At 49.1% G+C, this 19,579-nt stretch carries 28 protein-coding genes; all 28 read left to right on the forward strand.

Features of this window, described 5'->3' with window-relative positions:
* Positions 1 to 4 precede the first annotated feature (4 nt).
* Genes ACKTT1_RS03590 through ACKTT1_RS03725 form a run of 28 tightly spaced genes read left to right on the forward strand, consistent with a single transcriptional unit; the run spans position 5 to position 19,579 of the window.
* Positions 5 to 457 carry a prepilin peptidase gene (locus tag ACKTT1_RS03590; protein WP_369017499.1) on the forward strand — a complete coding sequence of 151 codons (453 nt, stop codon included), beginning with the start codon at positions 5 to 7 and terminating at the stop codon, positions 455 to 457.
* Positions 458 to 506: 49 nt separating this feature from the next.
* Positions 507 to 902 carry a GspH/FimT family protein gene (locus tag ACKTT1_RS03595; RefSeq protein WP_412710226.1) on the forward strand — a complete coding sequence of 132 codons (396 nt, stop codon included), beginning with the start codon at positions 507 to 509 and terminating at the stop codon, positions 900 to 902.
* Positions 899 to 1,246 carry a hypothetical protein gene (locus ACKTT1_RS03600; RefSeq protein WP_369017497.1) on the forward strand — a complete coding sequence of 116 codons (348 nt, stop codon included), beginning with the start codon at positions 899 to 901 and terminating at the stop codon, positions 1,244 to 1,246. The genes ACKTT1_RS03595 and ACKTT1_RS03600 overlap by 4 nt, the downstream gene beginning before the upstream one ends.
* Positions 1,218 to 1,706 carry a type II secretion system protein gene (locus ACKTT1_RS03605; protein WP_412710227.1) on the forward strand — a complete coding sequence of 163 codons (489 nt, stop codon included), beginning with the start codon at positions 1,218 to 1,220 and terminating at the stop codon, positions 1,704 to 1,706. The genes ACKTT1_RS03600 and ACKTT1_RS03605 overlap by 29 nt, the downstream gene beginning before the upstream one ends.
* The gene (locus ACKTT1_RS03610; protein WP_369017495.1) at positions 1,684 to 2,070 is read left to right on the forward strand and encodes a hypothetical protein; all 387 of its coding nucleotides are present in this window, start codon (positions 1,684 to 1,686) and stop codon (positions 2,068 to 2,070) included. Before ACKTT1_RS03605 ends, ACKTT1_RS03610 begins: the two co-directional genes overlap by 23 nt.
* A 4-nt stretch (positions 2,071 to 2,074) precedes the next feature.
* Positions 2,075 to 3,049 (forward strand): pilus assembly protein PilM, encoded by a 975-nt coding sequence (gene pilM / locus ACKTT1_RS03615; protein WP_412710228.1) that lies wholly within the window; start codon positions 2,075 to 2,077, stop codon positions 3,047 to 3,049.
* A complete protein-coding gene (locus ACKTT1_RS03620; RefSeq protein WP_412710229.1) occupies positions 3,040 to 3,600 on the forward strand; it encodes a PilN domain-containing protein in 561 nt (186 codons plus the stop codon). Before pilM ends, ACKTT1_RS03620 begins: the two co-directional genes overlap by 10 nt.
* Complete coding sequence (locus ACKTT1_RS03625; RefSeq protein ID WP_369017492.1) at positions 3,590 to 4,129, forward strand: type 4a pilus biogenesis protein PilO; 540 nt, start codon at positions 3,590 to 3,592, stop codon at positions 4,127 to 4,129. The genes ACKTT1_RS03620 and ACKTT1_RS03625 overlap by 11 nt, the downstream gene beginning before the upstream one ends.
* Complete coding sequence (locus tag ACKTT1_RS03630; RefSeq protein ID WP_369017491.1) at positions 4,126 to 4,683, forward strand: hypothetical protein; 558 nt, start codon at positions 4,126 to 4,128, stop codon at positions 4,681 to 4,683. The genes ACKTT1_RS03625 and ACKTT1_RS03630 overlap by 4 nt, the downstream gene beginning before the upstream one ends.
* A 35-nt stretch (positions 4,684 to 4,718) precedes the next feature.
* Positions 4,719 to 6,392, forward strand: coding sequence for a hypothetical protein (locus ACKTT1_RS03635; protein WP_412710230.1), 1,674 nt, complete (start codon positions 4,719 to 4,721; stop codon positions 6,390 to 6,392).
* 8 nt (positions 6,393 to 6,400) lie between these two features.
* Entirely contained in the window at positions 6,401 to 6,916 is a 516-nt protein-coding gene (locus ACKTT1_RS03640) for a shikimate kinase (protein ID WP_369017489.1), read from the forward strand.
* Positions 6,876 to 7,994, forward strand: coding sequence for a 3-dehydroquinate synthase (gene aroB / locus ACKTT1_RS03645; protein WP_412710231.1), 1,119 nt, complete (start codon positions 6,876 to 6,878; stop codon positions 7,992 to 7,994). The genes ACKTT1_RS03640 and aroB overlap by 41 nt, the downstream gene beginning before the upstream one ends.
* Positions 7,991 to 8,425 carry a type II 3-dehydroquinate dehydratase gene (gene aroQ, locus ACKTT1_RS03650; protein ID WP_369017487.1) on the forward strand — a complete coding sequence of 145 codons (435 nt, stop codon included), beginning with the start codon at positions 7,991 to 7,993 and terminating at the stop codon, positions 8,423 to 8,425. Before aroB ends, aroQ begins: the two co-directional genes overlap by 4 nt.
* A gap of 3 nt (positions 8,426 to 8,428) precedes the next feature.
* On the forward strand, positions 8,429 to 9,478 hold the full coding sequence (locus tag ACKTT1_RS03655) for an aminopeptidase P family protein (RefSeq protein WP_412710232.1): 1,050 nt from the start codon (positions 8,429 to 8,431) through the stop codon (positions 9,476 to 9,478).
* A 17-nt stretch (positions 9,479 to 9,495) separates the two neighbouring features.
* On the forward strand, positions 9,496 to 10,062 hold the full coding sequence (gene efp, locus ACKTT1_RS03660; protein WP_369017485.1) for an elongation factor P: 567 nt from the start codon (positions 9,496 to 9,498) through the stop codon (positions 10,060 to 10,062).
* A gap of 9 nt (positions 10,063 to 10,071) precedes the next feature.
* Positions 10,072 to 10,392 (forward strand): Asp23/Gls24 family envelope stress response protein, encoded by a 321-nt coding sequence (locus ACKTT1_RS03665; protein WP_412710546.1) that lies wholly within the window; start codon positions 10,072 to 10,074, stop codon positions 10,390 to 10,392.
* A 15-nt stretch (positions 10,393 to 10,407) separates the two neighbouring features.
* Positions 10,408 to 10,839, forward strand: a complete 432-nt coding sequence (gene nusB / locus ACKTT1_RS03670; RefSeq protein WP_412710233.1) for a transcription antitermination factor NusB — start codon at positions 10,408 to 10,410, stop codon at positions 10,837 to 10,839.
* Complete coding sequence (locus ACKTT1_RS03675; RefSeq protein ID WP_369017483.1) at positions 10,836 to 11,729, forward strand: polyprenyl synthetase family protein; 894 nt, start codon at positions 10,836 to 10,838, stop codon at positions 11,727 to 11,729. Before nusB ends, ACKTT1_RS03675 begins: the two co-directional genes overlap by 4 nt.
* Positions 11,729 to 12,559: a TlyA family RNA methyltransferase gene (locus tag ACKTT1_RS03680; RefSeq protein ID WP_369017482.1), complete on the forward strand. Its 831-nt coding sequence runs from the start codon at positions 11,729 to 11,731 to the stop codon at positions 12,557 to 12,559. The genes ACKTT1_RS03675 and ACKTT1_RS03680 overlap by 1 nt, the downstream gene beginning before the upstream one ends.
* A gap of 50 nt (positions 12,560 to 12,609) precedes the next feature.
* Positions 12,610 to 13,080: a hypothetical protein gene (locus ACKTT1_RS03685; protein ID WP_369017481.1), complete on the forward strand. Its 471-nt coding sequence runs from the start codon at positions 12,610 to 12,612 to the stop codon at positions 13,078 to 13,080.
* Positions 13,077 to 13,934, forward strand: a complete 858-nt coding sequence (locus tag ACKTT1_RS03690) for an NAD(+)/NADH kinase (RefSeq protein ID WP_369017480.1) — start codon at positions 13,077 to 13,079, stop codon at positions 13,932 to 13,934. Before ACKTT1_RS03685 ends, ACKTT1_RS03690 begins: the two co-directional genes overlap by 4 nt.
* On the forward strand, positions 13,928 to 15,619 hold the full coding sequence (recN, locus tag ACKTT1_RS03695; protein WP_369017479.1) for a DNA repair protein RecN: 1,692 nt from the start codon (positions 13,928 to 13,930) through the stop codon (positions 15,617 to 15,619). Before ACKTT1_RS03690 ends, recN begins: the two co-directional genes overlap by 7 nt.
* Positions 15,606 to 16,373: a hypothetical protein gene (locus ACKTT1_RS03700; RefSeq protein ID WP_412710234.1), complete on the forward strand. Its 768-nt coding sequence runs from the start codon at positions 15,606 to 15,608 to the stop codon at positions 16,371 to 16,373. Before recN ends, ACKTT1_RS03700 begins: the two co-directional genes overlap by 14 nt.
* On the forward strand, positions 16,336 to 16,560 hold the full coding sequence (locus ACKTT1_RS03705; RefSeq protein ID WP_412710235.1) for a ferredoxin family protein: 225 nt from the start codon (positions 16,336 to 16,338) through the stop codon (positions 16,558 to 16,560). Before ACKTT1_RS03700 ends, ACKTT1_RS03705 begins: the two co-directional genes overlap by 38 nt.
* 5 nt (positions 16,561 to 16,565) lie before the next feature.
* On the forward strand, positions 16,566 to 17,618 hold the full coding sequence (vorB, locus tag ACKTT1_RS03710; protein ID WP_369017476.1) for a 3-methyl-2-oxobutanoate dehydrogenase subunit VorB: 1,053 nt from the start codon (positions 16,566 to 16,568) through the stop codon (positions 17,616 to 17,618).
* 6 nt (positions 17,619 to 17,624) lie between these two features.
* Positions 17,625 to 18,380 carry a thiamine pyrophosphate-dependent enzyme gene (locus ACKTT1_RS03715; protein WP_369017475.1) on the forward strand — a complete coding sequence of 252 codons (756 nt, stop codon included), beginning with the start codon at positions 17,625 to 17,627 and terminating at the stop codon, positions 18,378 to 18,380.
* Positions 18,370 to 18,927 carry a 2-oxoacid:acceptor oxidoreductase family protein gene (locus tag ACKTT1_RS03720; RefSeq protein ID WP_369017474.1) on the forward strand — a complete coding sequence of 186 codons (558 nt, stop codon included), beginning with the start codon at positions 18,370 to 18,372 and terminating at the stop codon, positions 18,925 to 18,927. Before ACKTT1_RS03715 ends, ACKTT1_RS03720 begins: the two co-directional genes overlap by 11 nt.
* Entirely contained in the window at positions 18,917 to 19,579 is a 663-nt protein-coding gene (locus tag ACKTT1_RS03725; RefSeq protein ID WP_369017473.1) for a CBS and ACT domain-containing protein, read from the forward strand. Before ACKTT1_RS03720 ends, ACKTT1_RS03725 begins: the two co-directional genes overlap by 11 nt.

Below are 19,579 nucleotides of genomic sequence, written 5' to 3' on the forward strand. Positions count from 1 at the left end.
TCCTATGCTTTTCACCATCTTTTTCCTCATCCTTCTTTTTCTAATAAGCTGGACTGATGTGCGCGAGTTGCGCATACCCGATGTACTTTCTTTTTCCCTTCTGGGGCTGGCGCTTTTTCGGGCATTCTGGGTGGGAAATCCGGTCTCTTTTTTCCTGGGTGCTGCCTTCTCTTTTGCCTTTTTCTTTCTGCTTCACCTCTTTTTCCCCCGGGGTATTGGCTTTGGTGATGTGAAACTTGCGCTGGGAGTGGGGCTTTTTCTGGGCTGGCCACTTGCTGTTTTGGCGGTGTTTTTTGCTTTTTTATTTGGGGCTCTGGTTGGTGTTTTGCTTATTGTCCTGCGCAAAAAAAGCCTCAAAGACGCCCTTCCTTTTGCTCCTTTTTTATCCTGCGCTGCAGTAGTGACTTTATTTTTTGGAAACTCTATTTTAAACTGGTACCTGTATGGTGCCTTATAAAGCAAGAAAAAGGGTAAAAAACGGGAAAACTGCAGCAGGTTTCACCGTTTTGGAGTTGGTACTCACTGTTTCGCTCTTTGCCTTGCTTTTAAGTTTTGCTCTGCCGCCTCTCACTCGCTTTGCAGAGAGAACCTCCCTGGAAAGCACCGCCTCCTTGCTTGCCCAATGCCTGCGCCTGGCTCGGGTAGAGGCCCTAAAGCGCGGAGGGTGTGTTTCCATCTTTTTCGGTCAGGACTTTTTCGCCCTCTACTACCCTGATGGAAGCACAGCGAGCTTTTCCCTGCCCCAAGGTGTTGCGGTGAGTTACACCAGTTTTCCGGGACAGCGCCTTTTCTTTTTCCCAAGTGGAGTTCCTGCTTCAGGAGGCAGTGTGACTTTGGAAAGCGGTGGAAACCGCCTCCGGCTTTTCATCACTCCGGTTACCGCAAGGGTGCGTCTTGAATGAGCCGTTTTACAGAGAACCGGGGAGTTACCCTGTTGGGGGTATTGATTTTTCTGGGTTTTCTCTCTTTTTCCTTTTTTGCACTGGGAAGGAGCATCGCTTTGATTGAGCGTCTAAAAAGAGAAACCCGCTCCAAAAAAGAAGCACTCTTTCTGGCTGTAAACACTCTGGAACACCTGAAAAAAGAGCCTCTCCAAATCCCCACCCAGGGAGAGGTGAGTGAAGGAAACCTCCGGGCAAGGTTCAGGATAGAGGAGTTTTCAGAAGACCTTTTGCTCTTTAAGGTAGAAGTTTTCGAAAAAGAAGGCAGAAAGCTCTATGCTCTGGAAACGCTGGCTTTTAAGTAATAAGGAAGAAGGGTTTTCGCTGCTTGAAGTGCTGCTTGCGATTTTTCTCTTGGGTGCGGTGGTTGCTTCCTTTTTTCTTTTTCTGCACGATTTTTCGGCTTTCCAATTGAAAAGCCAGCTTTCCTTTGAAGAGGAGGCCAGCGAGCTGGTTGCCTCCCTGGCTGTGCTCGACCTTTTGCGCTACGGGAGTTCCCCACTGGCACATACTCAGGGAACACGTCTCAAAGTCTGGATGGGCAGAAATCCCCTCGAGATTTACGCTTTGCAAGATGCTTTGCTCATCAAAAATCGGGGTGTGGCCAATCCGGTGGCTACTTTGGAAGGACTGAGGCTTTCCTTCAGGATTTTGCCCTCTGAAGAAGGGCAATTTGTGGAATTTACGCTGGACTTTCAAGGAAGCAATGGACATCACTTGAGGACGCTCTGTGGAGAGGTAATTGGCGAAAAAATTTATCGTTGAGGAAAAGGGATTTGTGGAAATAGCGTTAATCCTGGTCTGCCTTGCGCTCCTGGGTGCTCTTTTTCTCATTTCAGGGAGTGTACGCTCCCAGTACCAGTTGGTAGAGGCTTACTGCACGAAGGTGTCTCGGGATTATCGCTTTGAGGGGGTGCTCTGTGAGGCAGTAAGCAGGATTAAGAGGGGAGAAGAAACTATAGACGCTGCTTCTTCCTTTGCAGAAGGTTTCTGTTTTACGGCCTTTAATGGTAAAATAACTCTAAAACACGAATCTGGCGCTTTCTGGGAAGCAGAGTATTCCAGGGAAGAAGCGGGTGTGGTGGTGAAAAATCTGGTCACCCCGTTCACGCTTCCCTATGTGAGGTAAGCAGATGCTGGGCATTGACCTTGGTTCCTATGCGCTGAAATATGCGCTTTCAGAGCGTAAAAAAGGTGCAAGTTTTGAATGCAGAAAAGCGGGATTGCTGGCTTTTGCCAAGGATATTTTTTCGCGAGGGGATGTCAAAGACGCTGCATTTCTCACTTCTGAGTTGCGTGATTTGTGGCGCAGGCAACGACTCCCCCGGGAAGCGGTGCTTAGCCTCCACCATCCTCGCATGGTCATTCAGCGTGCCTCTTTACCCCGGATGAGCGAGGAAGAGCTGAGAAATGCCCTGCACTGGGAAGTTCGTTCTTTAATTCCTGGTGAGGAAGACCTGCAAATTGGCTGGTATGCGCTGCGAGAAGAAGCCGAGAAAGTGGAAGTGCTCTATGCTGCTATTCCCTCGGTGGTCCTTGGGGTATACCTTGAGGCCTTCCGCAGGGCAGGCATCCGCTTGGAAGGCGTGGAGCCCCAGGTGCTGAGCTTTGTGCGAGGGTTTTTGAGTCTGTATCCTGATTATGTGGACAAGAATTCCTTTATTCTCCTTGATGTTGGCTTCAGCAAAGGAATGGTCCTCTTTTTCAAAACCGGCTTTGTTTTCTCACGCTACATCGACTGGGGGTTGCGCAGGCTCTGGCAGTATTTAAGAGATAAGTTCAACTTGCTTCCTGTAGAGGCCCTGGACCTCATGAGAAGGCCTGTTTCCGAAGCCCCTCCGGAAGTGTATGAAGCTGTGGACAGCGAGATTCAGGAATTCCTGCTCGAGTTGCGGCGCTCCCTAACCTTTTTGCAGACTGAATACGGACCGGATGCCCTGGGAGAGTTTTTCCTGTGTGGAGGAGGAAGCACCATACCTCTTTTTAAAGCCAGAATTGAGTCAGAACTTAATTTGACCTTGCGGGACGTTGCCCTGCAACAGGCTGAAAAAGCCATACCCAACCTTTCTCTCATGCTTGGTGCGGTAGGTGCATCCCTTTGGAGCTGAAAAACGTTTACCCAGTAAAAGTGAATCTCCTGCCTGCTCAGCTCACAGTTAAAAAAACCCCCAACTGGGTACGTCTTTTTTTTATGGTGCTTTTGATATCACTCTCGGTCCTTTACGCTTTTTCCTTTTTAATGCTTTCTGACAAGGTTTTCCTTGCTCGAACCCAGACGGAAGAATTGCGCTCCCGGGTGGAGGTCTTGAGGCGGGAGGAGCAAAAGCTCAGAAACGTTGAAGAAAGGGTTGCTGCCCTCGAGAAGAGATTGGATCTTTTGCAGAGTCTGGTTGGAGCAGAACCCGATTGGTTGCGGGTGTTTGAAGCCATAGGTAATAGTCTTCCTGAAGACGTTTATCTTGAGCGGTTTCGGGCTTCTCAAGGGGAAATGCGCCTTGAGGGAAAGGCATTCAGCATTTTCAGCATTGCACAGCTAATAAGCACTCTCTCTAACTACGAAGATCTTTTCCGGGAAGTGGACCTTGAATCGCTGTCGCTTGAAGAGAGTCTGTACAAATTTACCCTGAAAGCGGGGCTGGTGGAAAAGAGTGCGTCTTGAAAAAAGCTGGCCGTTCATTTTAATGGTTTGGGGTGGAGCGCTGCTGGTCTTTCTTTATTTTCTCCTACAGCCCTTAATCTTTGAACTTGACCGCATCAAGCAAGAAAGAGAGAATCTCGCCCAGCAGGTTTTGAGATTGGAACGTCGGGTGGCCAGCCTGCGAGCTATGGAAAAGCGCCTTGAAGAGCTACGTTCCACGGTGGAAGCCATCGAAGCACGTCTTCCTCAGGAAAAGGAAGTGCCCCAGCTCCTCCTTGCTGTGGAAGACGCTGCTTTCCTCTCGGATTCAGAAGTAGAATCCCTAACCCCTCAGGCTCTAAGAAATGAGAAAGACTACACCGAGGTTCCCCTAAAAATAAAGCTGCGCTCTTCGTATCGAGGAACGCTCCTTTTTTTGAATACCTTACGCCGTATTCCGCGCCTCATTCAGCTTGAAGAAATCAGCTTCGTTCCTGGTTCAGAAGGTGGCTTCGACGTCGACCTCACTTTGAAGACCTACATTCTCGGGGTTTCAGGAGGCAACAGGTGAGAAGTCAGGAGTTTTACCTGGAAATCGCTCTGGCGGTATTGATTGCCTTTCTGGCTTTTTCAGGCATCCGAGTTCTGGATGTGGCCCTGCAGCCCCAGGAAGCTTCTGTCTTGCTTCCGCAACGACTGCAGGATACTGCTCCCAATCTCCTCAAAAACAGAGAGCTTGAGAAACTATTTCCCACTGCTTATCCTGATGCACAACTCCTGGCCTTCCGAGATATTTTCGAGCCACCACCCCAGCCAGTTGCGGCGCTTGCGGCCCAGGAAACGGTAAAATATCCCCAGGAAGAGGGTTCTGTGCAGGTTGCACAAAGTGCAGCTCCTGGCTCTCAGGAAGAAACAGAAAAAGCGGAGCAGCAACCCGAAATCAACCTGAAGGGCGTCGTTCTTTCCCCTCAAGGGCAGGTGGTATTACTCGAAATCGATGGCCAAATTGAATTTCTAACTCCTGGAAAGACCTTGTCTTCTGGAATAAAATTGGTTAAAGTGAAAGAAAAAGAAGTAGTTCTTGAATATCAGGGGAGGGAAATGACATTAAACCTTGCCGACTAACATCTTCGAAGTGCCTTTTTTTCTGGAGCACGATTTTGCTCGGGGTTTTATTCTTTATTCATGCTGCTTCTGCACTGGAGCTTACTCATTTTTTTTGGAGAGCTGATGCTGAGGAACTCAAGCTCACCTTCAAGTTTTCGGGAAAAGCAAATTGGAGCGACGTCTCCCCAGACCCTTTCCACATCGTCCTTCAAGTTGAAGGAGCGGTGAACGCCCTCTCTTACGCCGAAAGAGCTATGGGAGTGGGGCCTCTGCGCAGGATAATTTTCAAACCCCACCAGGAAGGTCTCAAAATCTGGCTGGAACTCACCGAGAAAGTAGCCTATGAAGTCTATGAAGAGGCTGGAGGTAGACTGGTAAGTGTTCTCCTGAAAGGCCCTTTCCAGGGAGCTCCACAGAAGAAAAACCTCCTTTCCTTTGATTTTCGGGATGCTGACCTGCGGGACGTTCTCCTGGCTCTTGCCAAAGCTGAGGGTGTGAATATGGTCATTGACGATTCGGTAGAAGGCAAAATCAGCGTTTCTTTTGAGGGTCTAACCTTCGACCAGGCGCTGAGCTACATTCTGGGAATGAAGGGCCTGGCCCAGATTCGCTTTGGGAACAACGTCATTGTGGGAGACCGGGAAGTCCTGGAAGAAAACTTTGGGCTGCTTGAGGTCCGCCGCTACAGTCTCCGTTTTGCAAACCCTGAGGATGTGAAAAACGCCCTTTCTCTGGTAATCCCGGACCCGGAGAGAATTCAGGTGGACCTGGCCTCAAAAAGCTTGCTTATCAAAGGAAGAGCACCTGAATTCGCCGAAGTCGAAAAAATTCTTGCAGAAATGGACCGCCCCCTGGAAACTCGGGTTTTTACCTTGAGTAACAACCTTTACCAGGATGAGGCTGAATTTAGTAAGTTCAAATCGCTCTTGCAAATCATTATTCCTGATGAGGAACGGGTGGAGTACGATTTTGCTCAAAAATCCATAATTGTAAAGGGCACCAAAGAAGAGTTGGAAGCAGTGGGTGAGCTTCTTGAAAACCTGGATCGGAAACGTCCTCAAATTATGATTGACGCCAAGTTGGTGGAAATCAACCGGGATAAAATAAAAGACCTGGGAGTCAGCTGGAAAGTTGGTGGCGAAGAAGGTCAGATTTCTTTCGGTGAAATTGCCTTAGGAGGTACCATGGAGCGCCAGGATCTGGTAGAAGCCACTATTAAGGCGCTGGAAACCAAAAATCTGGCCCGTTTAGTGGGCAATCCCCGTATTCTTACTTTGAGCGGCAAGGAAGCCCGCATTGAGGTAACCGACACTATCCCCTATCTTGAAACCTCTGTGGATGCTGAAGGAAATAAAAGTTATACTGTGGTTAAGGAAACAGTAGGCGTAAAGCTCACGGTGACGCCGCTTCTCACTTCGGATGGCAAAGTCCTGGTACAGGTTAAACCTGAGGTGAGTACTGGCCAGCTTACCGAAGTTAAAGCGGAAGGATTGAGCTGGACGGTTCCTCAAACCTCGGAAAAAGTTGCGGAAACCACTGCTCGACTGCGCCCCGGAGAGACCCTGGTCATTGGTGGTCTAATCCGCAGCGAAGACATCGAGAAGATAACTCGCATTCCTCTTTTGAGCGATATTCCTCTGCTGGGAGAGTTTTTCACCCTGCGTAACACCACCCATAAAGAGACCGAACTGGTGGTCTTCCTTACTCCCCACATCATCGACTATTGAGGGTCGCTATGCCAATCAAGAATATAGCACTTCTGGGTTTCATGGGTTGTGGAAAGACCACTGTGGGACGTTTGCTGGCCAGAAAGCTGGGTTTCCGATTTTTGGACACCGATTCTCTGATTGAAGAGAAAAGCGGCTTGAGCATTCCACAGATCTTTGAGCGCTTTGGAGAAAAGCATTTCAGAAAGCTGGAAACTCAGGTGCTTGAAGAAGTTGCTTCCTGGAAAAAGCTGGTGCTTTCCACAGGTGGGGGCTTGCCCATGAAAGACGAAAACTGGAAACTCCTCCAGGAAAAATTTCTTACCGTTTTTATCGAGGTTCCCTTTGAAACTCTCTGGAGAAGAATTGCTGCTGACCCCGGACGCCCTCTTCTCCGTCGTTACCCCCGGAAAGACCTGCTCGAGAAGTTGTATTTAGAACGCCTTTCGCGTTATCGTCAAGCGGATGTTATAATTAGTGCTGGAGAATCAACTCCAGAGGAAATTGCCGAGGCGATTATTGACCATGCGCAAGCTGATTGTTGAAACCAGAGACCGTGTTTATCCAGTGTTCATAGGGTATGGTCTTTTTGAGGGGGGAATACTCTCTGAACTGGATTTACCATTTAGCAGTGGAGCGCTGATAACCAACCAGAAAGTGGGCCCCCTGCATGCCGAAAAAGTCAGTCAGGCTTTCCTGAAGCGAGGATTCAGGCTTTCCTCTTTAGCACTTCCCGACGGAGAAGAGTTCAAAACTTTGGCCTCTGCGGAAGTGGCCTATCACTTTCTGCTTCAGGAAGGACTTGACCGCAAAGGCTTTCTGGTAACCCTGGGGGGTGGAGTAATCACCGACTTGGGAGGGTTCGTGGCCTCCACTTTTATGAGAGGTATTGCCTATTACCAGGTTCCCACCAGTCTCCTGGCTCAGGTGGATAGCTCGGTAGGGGGGAAAACTGGTGTCAACCTGGAAGAAGGGAAAAACTTAGTAGGCACTTTCTATCAGCCTTACGGTGTGATTATAGAGCTCTCTTTCCTGAAAACGCTGCCTGAGCGGGAATACCGGGAAGGCCTTGCGGAAGTGGCTAAGGCGGCCTTTTTAGCTGGTGGTGAGTTTCTGGAAGTTTTGCGTGTACAAAGTGAAGCTCTTCTTGGGCGGGACTATAGCGTCTTGGAAGATGTGGTGGAAAGAGCGGTGCTCTTCAAGAAAGAAGTCGTGGAACAGGATGAAAAGGAAAAGGGGTTAAGAAGTATTCTCAATTATGGTCATACTGTAGCTCACGGTCTGGAAAGGGCTCTTGGCTATGGTACCCTGCGCCATGGCGAGGCGGTGGCTATCGGTATGATGGTGGAAGCGATGATAGGCCTTGAGCTGGGAATTACCAGACCCCAAGTCATCGAAATCCAGAAAGTCATCCTGCAGGAGCTGGGTCTGCCGTTACGAGTTGAAGTTGCCCTGAGCGCGGAAGACTTTTGGGCAATACTCAAGTACGACAAAAAAAGGGAGGCACAACATATCAAATTTTCCCTGCTTAGAGATTTTGGTGACCCCGTTTTTGGAGTCAGCGTTCCCGAGGAAACGTTTAAAAAGGTTTTTGATTCTGTGAGAGGAGCGGTTTTACAATGAAAATCTTGGTCGTCTTGGGTCCCAACCTTAACCTTTTAGGCAAGCGAGAAGTGAATATATACGGCACCATGACTTTTCCGGAGCTGGTGGATTGCATAGAACAGGAAGCCGAAAAACTGGGTATGGAAATTGAGATTTTCCAATCCAACCATGAGGGAGCAATCATTGATAAAATACAAAAAAGCGCCCATTTTGACGGTCTAATTATCAATCCAGGTGCGTTGACTCATTACAGTATTGCTCTTCGAGACTGCATTGCTGCAGTGGGTATTCCCACTATTGAGGTGCACATGTCCAACGTTTACGCCCGGGAAGAATTTCGCAAGCATTCGGTTATAGCTCCTGTGTGTTGGGGACAGATTTCCGGACTGGGCCATTTGGGATACCTGGCTGCCCTGCACGTTTTTTCAAGAAAAGAAGAAGAGGCTTGAGCTATGCTGAAGTTGCACGAGTTGCAAAAGAAACTGGTTGCAGAGGGTAACCTTCCTTTTCTCATCCGTGAGAGGAGCAATCTTTTCTACTTGCTGGGTTTCCGAGGTTCAGCAGGCCTGCTCCTGGTTTTTCCTGAAGAAGCGATTTTCATATGTGATGGCCGTTACAGCGTTCAGGCCCGGGAAGAAGTCCCTCAAGAAATTACGGTCAAAGAGTATCGGGAAAAACCCCTGCTGCTTCTCAACGAACTCCTTAAAGAGCGGGGACAGAAAACCCTTCTGGTTGAGGAATCCCTGCCCATCGGAATGGTCAAAAAGCTGGAAGAGCAGGGCATCGGCGTGAACGTAGCTCCTCCTTTCCTTGCCAGTTTGCGTTCCCGAAAATCCGATGCAGAGCTTGCCAAAATCTTGAAAGCGGTCGAGATATCCGAGCAGGCCTTTTTGGAAACCCTTCCACTGCTTAAAGCCGGTGTGAGGGAAAGAGACATCGCTCTGGAACTTGACTACAAAATGCGCCTTGGAGGTGCTGAGGAGCTGGCTTTTCCAACCATCGTTGCTTTTGGAGAGCGTTCGGCTCTTCCCCATGCTTCTCCAGGCAAACGAGCCTTAAAAGAAGGAGACTGGGTGCTTATTGACTGGGGAGCAAGGGTGGAAGGATACTGCGCAGACATGACCCGAACGCTGTGTTTTGGCGCCAGCGACACCCAGTTTGAAGAGCTTTTTGAAGCCGTTTTCGAAGCCCAAAAAAGAGCTCAGGCCATCCTTGCCGAAGGTGTTGAAGCTGGAGCGGTGGACGAGGCTGCCCGCTCCTTGTTAAAAGAAAAGGGCTGGGGAGACTATTTTGTACATGGCCTGGGCCATGGAGTGGGCGTTGAAGTCCATGAAGAACCCCGACTTGCCCCGCAAAGCGAAGTGGTGCTTAAAAGTGGTATGGTGTTAACCATTGAACCGGGGGTTTACCTTCCCGGGAAGGGTGGAATCAGGCTTGAAAACCTGTTTTTCCTGGATAAAGGAAATTTGCGCAAACTGAATAACTTACCTGAAAGAATTTGAGGGAGGTCTGTATCTCTATGCCTGACTACATTTCGAGCAACGACCTGCGAGTGGGAAACTGCATCGAGGTTGACGGAAATCTCTACATTGTGGTTGCTTTTCAGCACACCAAAGTCGGTAAGTGGGGAGCAATTATCAAAACCAAGCTTCGGGATGTTAACACTGGATTGATAATTGAAAAGAGCTTCCGGGCTGGAGAAAAGGTGATCAGAGCGGTCCTGGAAGGAAAAAAGGCCCAGTTCATGTATGCTGACAATCAGGGTTACCACTTCATGGACCTTGAAAACTATGAGGAGGTTGTTCTGCCTGAAGATCTGATAGGAGAAGCAAAGGACTTTCTGGTTGACGGCCTGGAAGTGGAACTGCTCAAATATGGTGATCGGGTAGTTGGTGTTAACATTCCCTCTTTTGTGGAACTTGAAGTGGTCGATACTTCACCGGGCATACGTGGTGATACGGCCTCTGGCGGTTCTAAACCAGCTGTACTGGAAACCGGCCTCACCATTCAGGTTCCTCTGTTTGTCAACAAGGGTGACCGGGTAAGGGTTGATACCCGGACCCGGGAATACCTGGAAAGGGTGTAGTTGAGGGTTGTGCGAATTGCAGAAGTCAAGCGTAGCGAGGGCAAAATTACCTATCCTTATGGAGTTTTGCAACGCATTGTGGCCTTTCTGGCACTCAAGGTTCCTGGCGTTGAAGCTCTGGACAGAGGAGTTGAAGAAGGAGTAAGACTGGAGATAAGCAGGGGGCTGGTGAACATCAGACTTTACTTGATTCTTAAACTGGAGCGCCGGGTTCCAGAAATAGCCTGGCAACTGCAAAAGTTCCTCAAAAATAGTGTCGAAGAAAAAACCGGCCTTCGAGTTGGCAGTATTGATGTTTACATTCAGGATTTTACCGAAATTGTTATCTGAAGCGGGTGAACCCTGGTGCGAAGAAGGGCCAGAGAAATAGCTTTGCAGGTGCTCTTTCAAAAAGATTTGCGAGAGTGTTCCCTTGGGGAAGTGCTCAGGTACACGGAGCTACCCGAGGAATGGGATGAGGAGACACGTGCTTTTTTCTTTCGGCTGGTGCGGGGAGTAGACCGCAACATAGATTTCATCGATGCCGTTCTGGCTAAGACGGTCGAAAAGTGGAGCTTGAGCCGCATGATGAATGTTGACCGCAATATCCTGCGCATGGCAACCTTTGAAATTATGTTCATGCCGGATATCCCGGTGGGAGTTGCCATTAACGAAGCAGTGGAGCTGGGTAAAAAGTACGGCAGTGAAGAGTCGGGAAAATTCATAAACGGAGTGCTGGCCAAACTGGTTAAAAAAATCGAGTGCAAAGAGATAACTGTGGAGGAAAGCTCAAAGTGAAAACGGTGCTTGACTACTTGGAAGAAAACGCTCTGCTGGTTGATGCTTTTCTGGAAGAAAAACTCCGTTATCAGAATGCGCCCCCGGTGCTCGAAAAAGCAATGCGCTATGGAACCATTGGGGGAGGGAAAAAGGTAAGGGCTTCGTTGCTCTTTGCCTCTGGAGAGGCTTTTGGGGTGGAAAGAGAAAAGCTCCTGCCCCTAGCTGCAGGTATTGAAATGATTCACTCTTTCTCGCTGGTGCACGACGACTTGCCCTGCATGGACAACGATGATTATCGCCGGGGAAAGCTGAGTATGCACTGTGCCTTTGGAGAGGCTATGGCGGTTCTGGTTGGAGATGCCTTGCTGGTTGAGGGCTTGCGCATTTTTGCAACCGACCAACGCTTTCTCAAGGAGTTCGGGAAAGAGTTGATATGGGAAATACTGGTGGTTCTTTTTGAAGTTCTGGGGGTGTCCGGTATGCTGAGCGGGCAGGTGCTGGACATCCAAAACGAAGGACAACCAGTCAGTGAGTCGGTGGCAGAGCAGATAATAGTCATGAAAACTGCACGCTTTATTCAGGCGGCGGTGCTTTGCGGTGCAATACTTGGCGGAGCTGGAAATGCAGAGCGCTCCTTACTGTCTAATTTTGGGCTGCTCCTGGGAAAGTGTTTTCAGCTTAAAGACGACCTTCTGGATGTCACCAGTTCCAGGGATAAGCTTGGTAAAACCGCTGGCAAAGACCTGATTCAAGAGAAAGCAACCCTTTTGCGAGCAACAGGGTTTGAAAACGCAAAAAGACAGCTCCAGAGCTGGTATGAAGAAGCGCTGGGTGTACTTTCTCACATCAGGCGTCCTGTTGGTCGCTTACGGGACATTGCGCGCTTTGTGGTGGAAAGAGAACATTGATGACCTGCAAAAAGCTGCGACTGGATGAACTGTTGGTAAAACGGGGCCTGTGCGAGAGTCGCGAAAAAGCAAAAAGATTGATTATGGCTGGCAAAGTCTCGGTGCGGGGACATTCTTACCCCCTCAAACCGGCTACTCGCATTGAAGAGGAAGCAGAGATTGTTTTGCTCGAGGAGCCACGCTTTGTGGGTAGAGGGGGCGAGAAGCTGGAACACGCCCTGCGGACATTTAGCATTTCAGTTGCTGGAAGAGTATTTCTGGATGTGGGTGCCTCTACCGGAGGGTTTACGGACTGCCTTCTCCAATGGGGTGCAAGAAAGGTTTTTGCGGTTGACGTTGGCTTTGGTCAGCTCCATGAAAAGTTACGCTCCAATCCCCAGGTGGTGGTAATGGAACGCTGTAATGCTCGTTTTCTGAACAAAGAAATGCTGGGCGAAGAAGTGGATGGTGCGGTTGTTGACGTATCTTTCATTTCTCTGTGCCTCATTCTACCGGCTGTTGCAGGAGTGGTCAAAACGGGCGGAGACGTGGTGGCTCTGGTTAAACCTCAGTTTGAAGCAGGGAAAGAAGAAGTCCCCCGGGGTGGAGTGATTCGGAAGCGAGAAACCCATGAAAGGGTCTTAAAAAAAGTAATAGAGTGTGCCGCTTCCGTAGGGTTTCTTTTCAAAGGGCTTACTTTTTCTCCGCTTCGCGGTGATAAGGGCAACATTGAGTTCTTTGTGCACTGGGTTCGGCAAAGTGGGAGCCTGGAGCACCAGGAAGAGCTGGAACTGAAAATCCGGGAAACCGTGAATGAGGCCCATCACCTTCTAATGGGTGATGCACTATGAGCTGGCTTTACCTGCTCTTGCTCCTGACAGCTTTGCTGGGAGGGGTTTGCTTGACTGTCTGGTTTTTGCGCTGGAGGCGCTCTCACCTCCAGCGAAAAGCCTGGCGTAGAGCTAAAGCGGCAGAGGATGAAGCGGTTTCCCTTCTTGAAGAAGCAGGCTTCAGGATTCTGGCTCGACAACCCTTGCGGAGAGTGAATATAATGGTAGATGGAAAAGTGGTGGGATTTGAAATTCGCCCTGATTTCTTGCTTAAAAAAGGAAAGCGACTTTATGTTGGCGAAGTTAAAAGTGGCAAGGAAACGGCCTTTCTTTTTCGACCTTCAATAAGGAGGCAGCTCCTTGAGTACTTTGTCGCCTACCGTCCTTATGGGGTAATTCTGGTGGATGGAGAGCAAAGGGAAATACACCAGGTATTTTTTCCGGAACTGGCTTTGAGGAGCAACCGTTGGAAAGGTCTCTGGGTGCTGATTCTGGGTGTCTTTCTGGGAGTACTGCTTGGAAAATGGGTGGGTGGAACTTGAACGGAACAGATGAAATTCATATTTTTGTCAAAAAAGAGAGCCCCGAAGTTTTAAAAGAAGCACAAAAGTTGCAGAGTTTCTTGGCAAGTAGAGGCCACAGAGCTTTGATTCTGGATTCTGCAACTAATCTGGTCGGAAAACCCGCGTTGGTCTTCGTTCTGGGAGGAGACGGTACTTTTCTGAATGCTGCCCGTTGGTATGCACCTTCTGGGGTTCCCCTGCTGGGAATAGATATGGGAGGATTGGGTTTTCTTGCTTCAGTGAGTGTTGATAACATGCTTGATGCGGCCCTGGCCGTCCTGGAGGGTCGTTTCCGTCAAAGCAAAAGGATGATGCTTGATTGCTTCGTCCATTATCGAGGAGGCAAGGTGCAGCAGGACATTGCCCTTAACGATGTGGTTATCTACAGAGGTGCTTTTGCTCAGATGATCAGGCTTTCCACGTACGTTGACTCTGATTTTTTGGCTTCTTTTCCCGCTGATGGCTTGATTGTGGCCACTCCCACTGGGTCCAGCGCCTATTCGCTTTCAGCGGGGGGACCAGTGGTGTATCCGGAACTCGAGCTTTTGATCATCACCCCCATCTGTGCCCATACCCTTTATGCCCGGTCGGTGGTAACTGCTCCCAGCTCAACTGTTAAGGTGGTTCTGGAGTCTGAAAAGGAAGGCACTATGGTAACCCTTGACGGTCAGAGAGGGTACGCCCTGCACCAAGGAGAGTTTATCGTGGTCAAAAAGTCCAACGTTGAGTTGTTGGTTCTGCATCCCTTTGACGAGCAGCCCTTTTATTCCCTGTTGCGTAGAAAGCTTTCTTGGGGTATGGATATCCGCAAGCGGGTTGATGGAGAATGCTAAAGGAACTGGTAGTTAAGAATCTGGTTATTGTGGAATATCAGAATATTGCTTTTGATAAAGGCCTCAATGTCCTGACGGGTGAGACCGGTACTGGTAAATCTCTGGTTGTCGACGCACTGGCTCTGCTTTCTGGAGTGAGAGCCCGAGAAGACCTGGTCAGAGCACAAGCTCCCTGTGCGCTGGTGGAAGCTCTTTTTGGTATCGAGAACAACCCGGAAGTTCAAGAGCTACTTCGAGAAAACGACCTGTTGCACGGCGATGAGGTGGTGCTTTCCCGGGAAATTTCTCCTCAGGGTAAGAGCAAATGCAGGGTCAACGGCCGGTTAGTCCCTCTGGCTTTTCTCAAAAAGCTAAGCACCAAGCTGTTTGATATTTATGGACAGGGCGAACAGGTGAGTTTTTTTGAGCCACGCAATAAACTTCGTATTGTGGACGCGCTGCTTGGGGGGGAAGCTTTATCTTGGAAAGAGGAATATCGCAAATTATTCAGAGAGTGGAAAGCAGTTGCTGATAAGCTGAATACCTTGGGGAAAGACGTGGAGGAAAAACTTTCCGAGCTGCAACGAGTTGTTGAAGAGCTAGATTCGCTGGGCCTTGCGGAAGAGGAGGTATTTCAGCTGGAGAGTGATTTCAACCGTATGGCCCATGCACAGCGTTTTCTGGAGGTTTTGGGAAAGGCATTGCGCGAAATCGAAGGTGATGATTTTGAGGAGGGTATTTTGAAAAGGCTGAGCCAGCTCGAAGAAGATTTACGCTCTTTGCCTCAGGAAAACGCAAGACTTGAGGAGCTTGAACTTGCCATTCAGAACATGAATGGAGTTTATGCAGGTTTACAGGAGGTTTCCTATCTCCTGGGCAAACTCAGGGAGAGTTTCTGTTTTTCCGAAGAGGAGATTAGAGAACTTGAGGAGAAAATAGCGCTCCTTGAGCGCCTGAAAAGAAAATATCGTTGCTTAACCACAGCGAGTTTCGTCACTTTCCAGAAAGAAAGCAGAAGAAAGCTGGTGGAGCTTGAAAACACCCGTTCGCTGGTGGAAAGTTTGCAAGAACAAAAAGTGCTTCTGGAAGAAGAACTGGGTAAGCTTTCCGAAAAGCTCTCGTTGGCAAGAAAGAAAGCGGCGCAGAGCTTTAGCGAACTAATTGAAAAAGAGCTTGCTCAACTGGGACTTGAAAAGGCACGCTTCAAAGTGGATTTTGGCAGGGAACGAGCTTTTACTGAGGAAGGGACCGATGTGGTTGAGTTTCTCATCTCCGTCAACCCGGGTCAAAAAATGGGTAAAGTGCTTGAAGTCGCTTCGGGAGGAGAAATTTCTCGCATCGTGTTGGCTATTAAGTCTCTGATCTCTGGCCTGGAAAGTCTACCGGTTCTGATTTTTGATGAGATAGACCAGGGAGTGGGAGGCAAGACCGCTTTTTGGGTCGGTGAGCGGCTGAAAAAGCTGGCTGAAAATCATCAGGTGATATGTGTAACCCATCTGCCCCAGATAGCCTGTTTTGCCAATCACCACCTCAGGGTGAGAAAGCGTTTCGCCGAGGAAAGGGTCGAAGTCGAAGTACAACCCCTTCAAAAGCCTGAGGAACGTATCGAGGAGCTGGCCCGGATGCTTGGAGCAGAAGAAGGAGACCACTTTGGGGTGGAGTACGCACGAACCTTACTGGAGAGAGTCAGTGGTGCGGATACTTAAAGCAGGTGGTTTTTTCACCGAAAGCTGGCAGGATAGCGAAATTATAGTCCTTGGTGGACCAAGTGGCACTGGAAAAACAGAGCTGACCCTTAACCTGGCTACCTATTTACGAAAGACTCTGGTTCGAGGATGTGAGCTTCTGGATCTTGATTTTGTGAAGAGCGACTTTACTCTGCGCAGTGGGCGCTATCGTCTCGAAGTTCCCCTCCGCCAGAGCTTCTCGGTTGCTCGCTTTTCAGAGTATCCAGTCTGGGAGAAAGATGTTCTGAAGCTGTTCAGTGATGCTTCACTGGAAAGTCCACTCATAATTGACCTGGGTGGCGATGAGCGCGGCCTGCGTATTTTCAGAAGTCTGGCTCCATTTTGGCAAAAAAAGCGAGTCTACTGCAGCTTGGTGGTCAATTTTCATCGCCCTTTTTTTGAGTCAGTGGAAAGCTACTCCTCTTTTGTGTACCAGACAGAGAAGCGAGTGGGAATTCGCTTCCATTCGCTGATTTTAAACGATCATCTCGGCCACCACACCGATGAAACACTGGTAAAGCAAGCCTTTGAAAAAGCGACTCTGCTTTCTCAAAAGCTTGCTTTACCAATCTGGTTTGTGGCAGTTTGGGAAGAGCTGGGGTTGCCTTTTTCTTTTCTGGACTCTTTGGACTGTGCAGTTTTGGGTATACGTCGTTATCTTAACTTAGCCTGGAACGTGGGAGGCGATGAGGCCAATGGTGGTTTCCAAAAAAACCAATCAGGTGATAATTGATTTCGAATTCTGCAAGGGGTGCGGTCTGTGCGTGCGGGTATGCCCCCGCAACGTGCTGGGTATTTCTGAAGACTTTAATTCCCGAGGATACTTTCCAGCTAAAGTTTGTGCACAGGAAAAGTGCATTGGTTGCGGTTTCTGTGCCGAAGTTTGCCCTGAAGTGGCGATTGCCGTTTATAAGGAGTGAGTACGGTGGAAAGAATTTTGATGAAAGGCAACGAAGCGGTTGCTGAAGCCGCAGTTCGAGCTGGCTGCCGCGTTTACTTTGGCTACCCCATCACTCCCCAGACAGAAATCAGCGAATACCTTTCCAAACGTCTTCCTGAAGTGGGAGGTGTTTTTCTCCAGGCAGAGAGCGAGGTGGCAGCCATAAACATGGTCTACGGTGCAGCAGCCACAGGCATGCGGGTGCTGACTTCTTCTTCAGGGCCAGGTCTGAGCTTGAAACAGGAAGGACTTTCTTACCTTGCTTCAGCAGAGCTGCCCTGTGTGGTGGTAAACATGGTTCGAGGAGGACCGGGCTTGGGCAATATTCAACCTGCCCAGAGCGACTATTTCCAAGCCACCCGTGGGGGAGGACATGGAGATTATCGGGTGCTTACCCTTGCTCCCTCTTCGGTGCAAGAACTCGTGGACCTGACCTATCTCGCTTTTTACCTTGCTGACAGGTATCGTAATCCAGTCGAAATACTGGGTGATGGCATGCTGGGCCAGATGATGGAGCCAGTAGTGTTCCAGGAACCTTCGCTACCCCCTCTGCCGGATAAAGATTGGGCAATCAAGGGGAAGGGGAGAGGGGAACGAAAGTACATTCTCTGTTTTGCTCTGGACCCCCGAGAGCTGGAAAAGCTTAATCTGAAATTGCAGGAAAAATACCTGCGCATTGAACAGGACGAGGTTCGCTTTGAGTATTTTGGTTCTCCGACTCCGGAAATGCTTCTCGTGGGTTTTGGAACCGTGGGTAGAATTTTAAAGAGCGTGGTGAGAGAAGGGGAAAGAGTTGGTTTGCACCTTGGTCTTTTGCGCCCCATCACTCTCTATCCTTTCCCTAAGCAGGCCGTCAGCGAGTGGGCACAAAAGGCAGGCCAGGTGTTGGTTGTGGAAATGAACCTGGGGCAAATGCTTGAAGATGTGCTGCTGGCTGTATCCGGCAAAGCTCAGGTGCATTTTTATGGGAGAACAGGAGGGATGATTCCCACCGTTGATGAGATACTGGAACGGGTCTTTGCACTGAGAAAGGGGTGATAATCCATGAAAGCAATATTTGAAAGACCCCGCACTTTGATAAAGAAACCTTTCACGTACTGCCCAGGCTGCCACCACGGTCTGGCCCAAAGGATTATAGCCGAAGTGATAGATGAGCTCAACATTGCTGATAAAACCATTGGGGTTGGACCGGTGGGTTGTTCAGTATATATCTACGAGTTCCTGGATATAGATTTTGTAATGGGTGCTCACGGCAGAGCTCCTGCGGTAGCCACTGGTATCAAGCGTTCGCTTCCAGACCGAGTGGTTTTTTCTTATCAGGGAGATGGTGACATTGCAGCCATAGGAACTGCAGAAATTGTCCACGCAGCCAACCGGGGAGAACTGATAACTTCTTTTTTTGTCAATAACGCTGTTTTTGGTATGACAGGAGGGCAAATGGCGCCCACCACCCTCCTGGGCCAGAAGACCAAAACGTCTCCAGAAGGCAGAGATGCCAGAATGCACGGTTTTCCCATGCGTCTTAGCGAAGTGCTGGCTACCTGTGAGGGTAGTGCCTACATAGCAAGAGCCGCTCTCACCAATCCCCGTTTTATTCGCAAGGCTAAGGAAATGGTACGCAAAGCGTTTCTTACCCAGATAGAAGGAAAAGGTTTTTCTATGGTGGAATTTCTTTCTCCCTGTCCTACCAACTGGGGTATGAATCCTGTGGAAGCAGTGGAATGGCTGGAAAAGGAAATGCTTGCCTATTTCGAAATTGGTGAAATCAAGGTTAGGGAGGACGTGTTCAATGCATGCTGAAGTGGTTATCGCTGGGTTTGGAGGACAGGGAATTCTCTTTTTGGGACGAGTCCTTGCTGAAGCAGGAATGATTGAGGGATACGAAGTCACCTGGTTCCCATCCTATGGACCTGAGATGCGAGGGGGAACAGCCAACTGTACGGTGATAATTTCTGAAGAAGAAATTGGAGCCACGGTTACCGCTCATCCTGATATTTGTGTGGTCATGAATGAACCGTCCTTGAGAAGGTTCGCCAGTTCGGTGCGCAAGGGAGGGCTTTTGCTGGTTAACTCTTCTCTGGTCTCCACGAGTTATCAATCCAGCGCGGTGGAAGTTTTAGAGATACCTGCAAACGAGCTGGCAAAAATGGTGGGCAATCCTCGGGTGATCAATATGGTGATGCTTGGGGGATTGTTAGCCAAAAGAGAGCTGGTAAAGTTTGCAAGCGCTGAAAAAGCGCTGCAAAACATTTTGCAGGGGAAAGAAGACCTATTGGAGGCCAACCTGGTAGCTCTTCGGGTAGGCCGAGATTTTGTCATCAAGGGGGGCGAGATACATGTTGGTTAGAGACCGGATGACCCGGGAAGTCATCACCATTAACAGTCATACTCCTATTCTGGAAGCCCAGAAAATCATGAAGGATAAAAAAATACGTAGGTTGCCAGTGGTTGATAATCAGAAGCTGGTAGGTATTGTAACCTATAATGACCTCCTTGAGGCAACACCTTCCAAAGTTACTACCTTGAGTCGTTTTGAACTGACTTATCTTCTGAGCAAGATGACCGTGGCTGAAATTATGAAAAAAATGGTTATTACCGTTTCTCCTGATACCCCCCTTGAGGAAGTGGCGCTGATTATGAAGCAAAATGAAATCGGTGGTGTACCTGTAGTTGAAGATTCAAAGGTGGTGGGTATTATCACGGAATCAGATATCTTTGAGGCTCTTGTGGAAACGTTGGGCGTTGAAGAGGGTGGAAGCAGAATTACTCTGGAACTTCCTCAAAAACCAGGCATCCTGCACGAAGTAACGGGTATCGTGAAAAAACACGATGTTAACATACTGAGCCTGGCTACTTTTTATGATGAGGAACATCCTCAATTCCGCTACGTGGTCATGCGCGTTGCCGTTCGCGACCCGGGTCCGCTTGTGGAAGAACTCAGTCAACATCCAGAAATAGTGGTCAAACACGTATGGGTTAGCCCGGAAGAGGAGGTATAG

Origin of the sequence: Atrimonas thermophila (assembly GCF_045864955.1) — a bacterium.
Lineage (GTDB): Bacteria > Atribacterota > Atribacteria > Atribacterales > Thermatribacteraceae > Thermatribacter > Thermatribacter velox.

Excerpts from the sequence above, each read along its gene's own strand:
- ACKTT1_RS03705 (WP_412710235.1), top strand. The coding sequence starts at position 16,336 with ATGGTGGTTTCCAAAAAAACCAATCAGGTGATAATTGATTTCGAATTC.
- ACKTT1_RS03640 (WP_369017489.1), top strand. The coding sequence starts at position 6,401 with ATGCCAATCAAGAATATAGCACTTCTGGGTTTCATGGGTTGTGGAAAG.
- pilM (WP_412710228.1), top strand. The coding sequence starts at position 2,075 with ATGCTGGGCATTGACCTTGGTTCCTATGCGCTGAAATATGCGCTTTCA.
- recN (WP_369017479.1), top strand. The coding sequence starts at position 13,928 with ATGCTAAAGGAACTGGTAGTTAAGAATCTGGTTATTGTGGAATATCAG.
- ACKTT1_RS03605 (WP_412710227.1), top strand. The coding sequence starts at position 1,218 with ATGCTCTGGAAACGCTGGCTTTTAAGTAATAAGGAAGAAGGGTTTTCG.
- efp (WP_369017485.1), top strand. The coding sequence starts at position 9,496 with ATGCCTGACTACATTTCGAGCAACGACCTGCGAGTGGGAAACTGCATC.
- ACKTT1_RS03720 (WP_369017474.1), top strand. The coding sequence starts at position 18,370 with ATGCATGCTGAAGTGGTTATCGCTGGGTTTGGAGGACAGGGAATTCTC.
- ACKTT1_RS03600 (WP_369017497.1), top strand. The coding sequence starts at position 899 with ATGAGCCGTTTTACAGAGAACCGGGGAGTTACCCTGTTGGGGGTATTG.
- ACKTT1_RS03590 (WP_369017499.1), top strand. The coding sequence starts at position 5 with ATGCTTTTCACCATCTTTTTCCTCATCCTTCTTTTTCTAATAAGCTGG.
- ACKTT1_RS03655 (WP_412710232.1), top strand. The coding sequence starts at position 8,429 with ATGCTGAAGTTGCACGAGTTGCAAAAGAAACTGGTTGCAGAGGGTAAC.
- ACKTT1_RS03725 (WP_369017473.1), top strand. The coding sequence starts at position 18,917 with ATGTTGGTTAGAGACCGGATGACCCGGGAAGTCATCACCATTAACAGT.
- aroQ (WP_369017487.1), top strand. The coding sequence starts at position 7,991 with ATGAAAATCTTGGTCGTCTTGGGTCCCAACCTTAACCTTTTAGGCAAG.
- ACKTT1_RS03680 (WP_369017482.1), top strand. The coding sequence starts at position 11,729 with ATGACCTGCAAAAAGCTGCGACTGGATGAACTGTTGGTAAAACGGGGC.
- ACKTT1_RS03715 (WP_369017475.1), top strand. The coding sequence starts at position 17,625 with ATGAAAGCAATATTTGAAAGACCCCGCACTTTGATAAAGAAACCTTTC.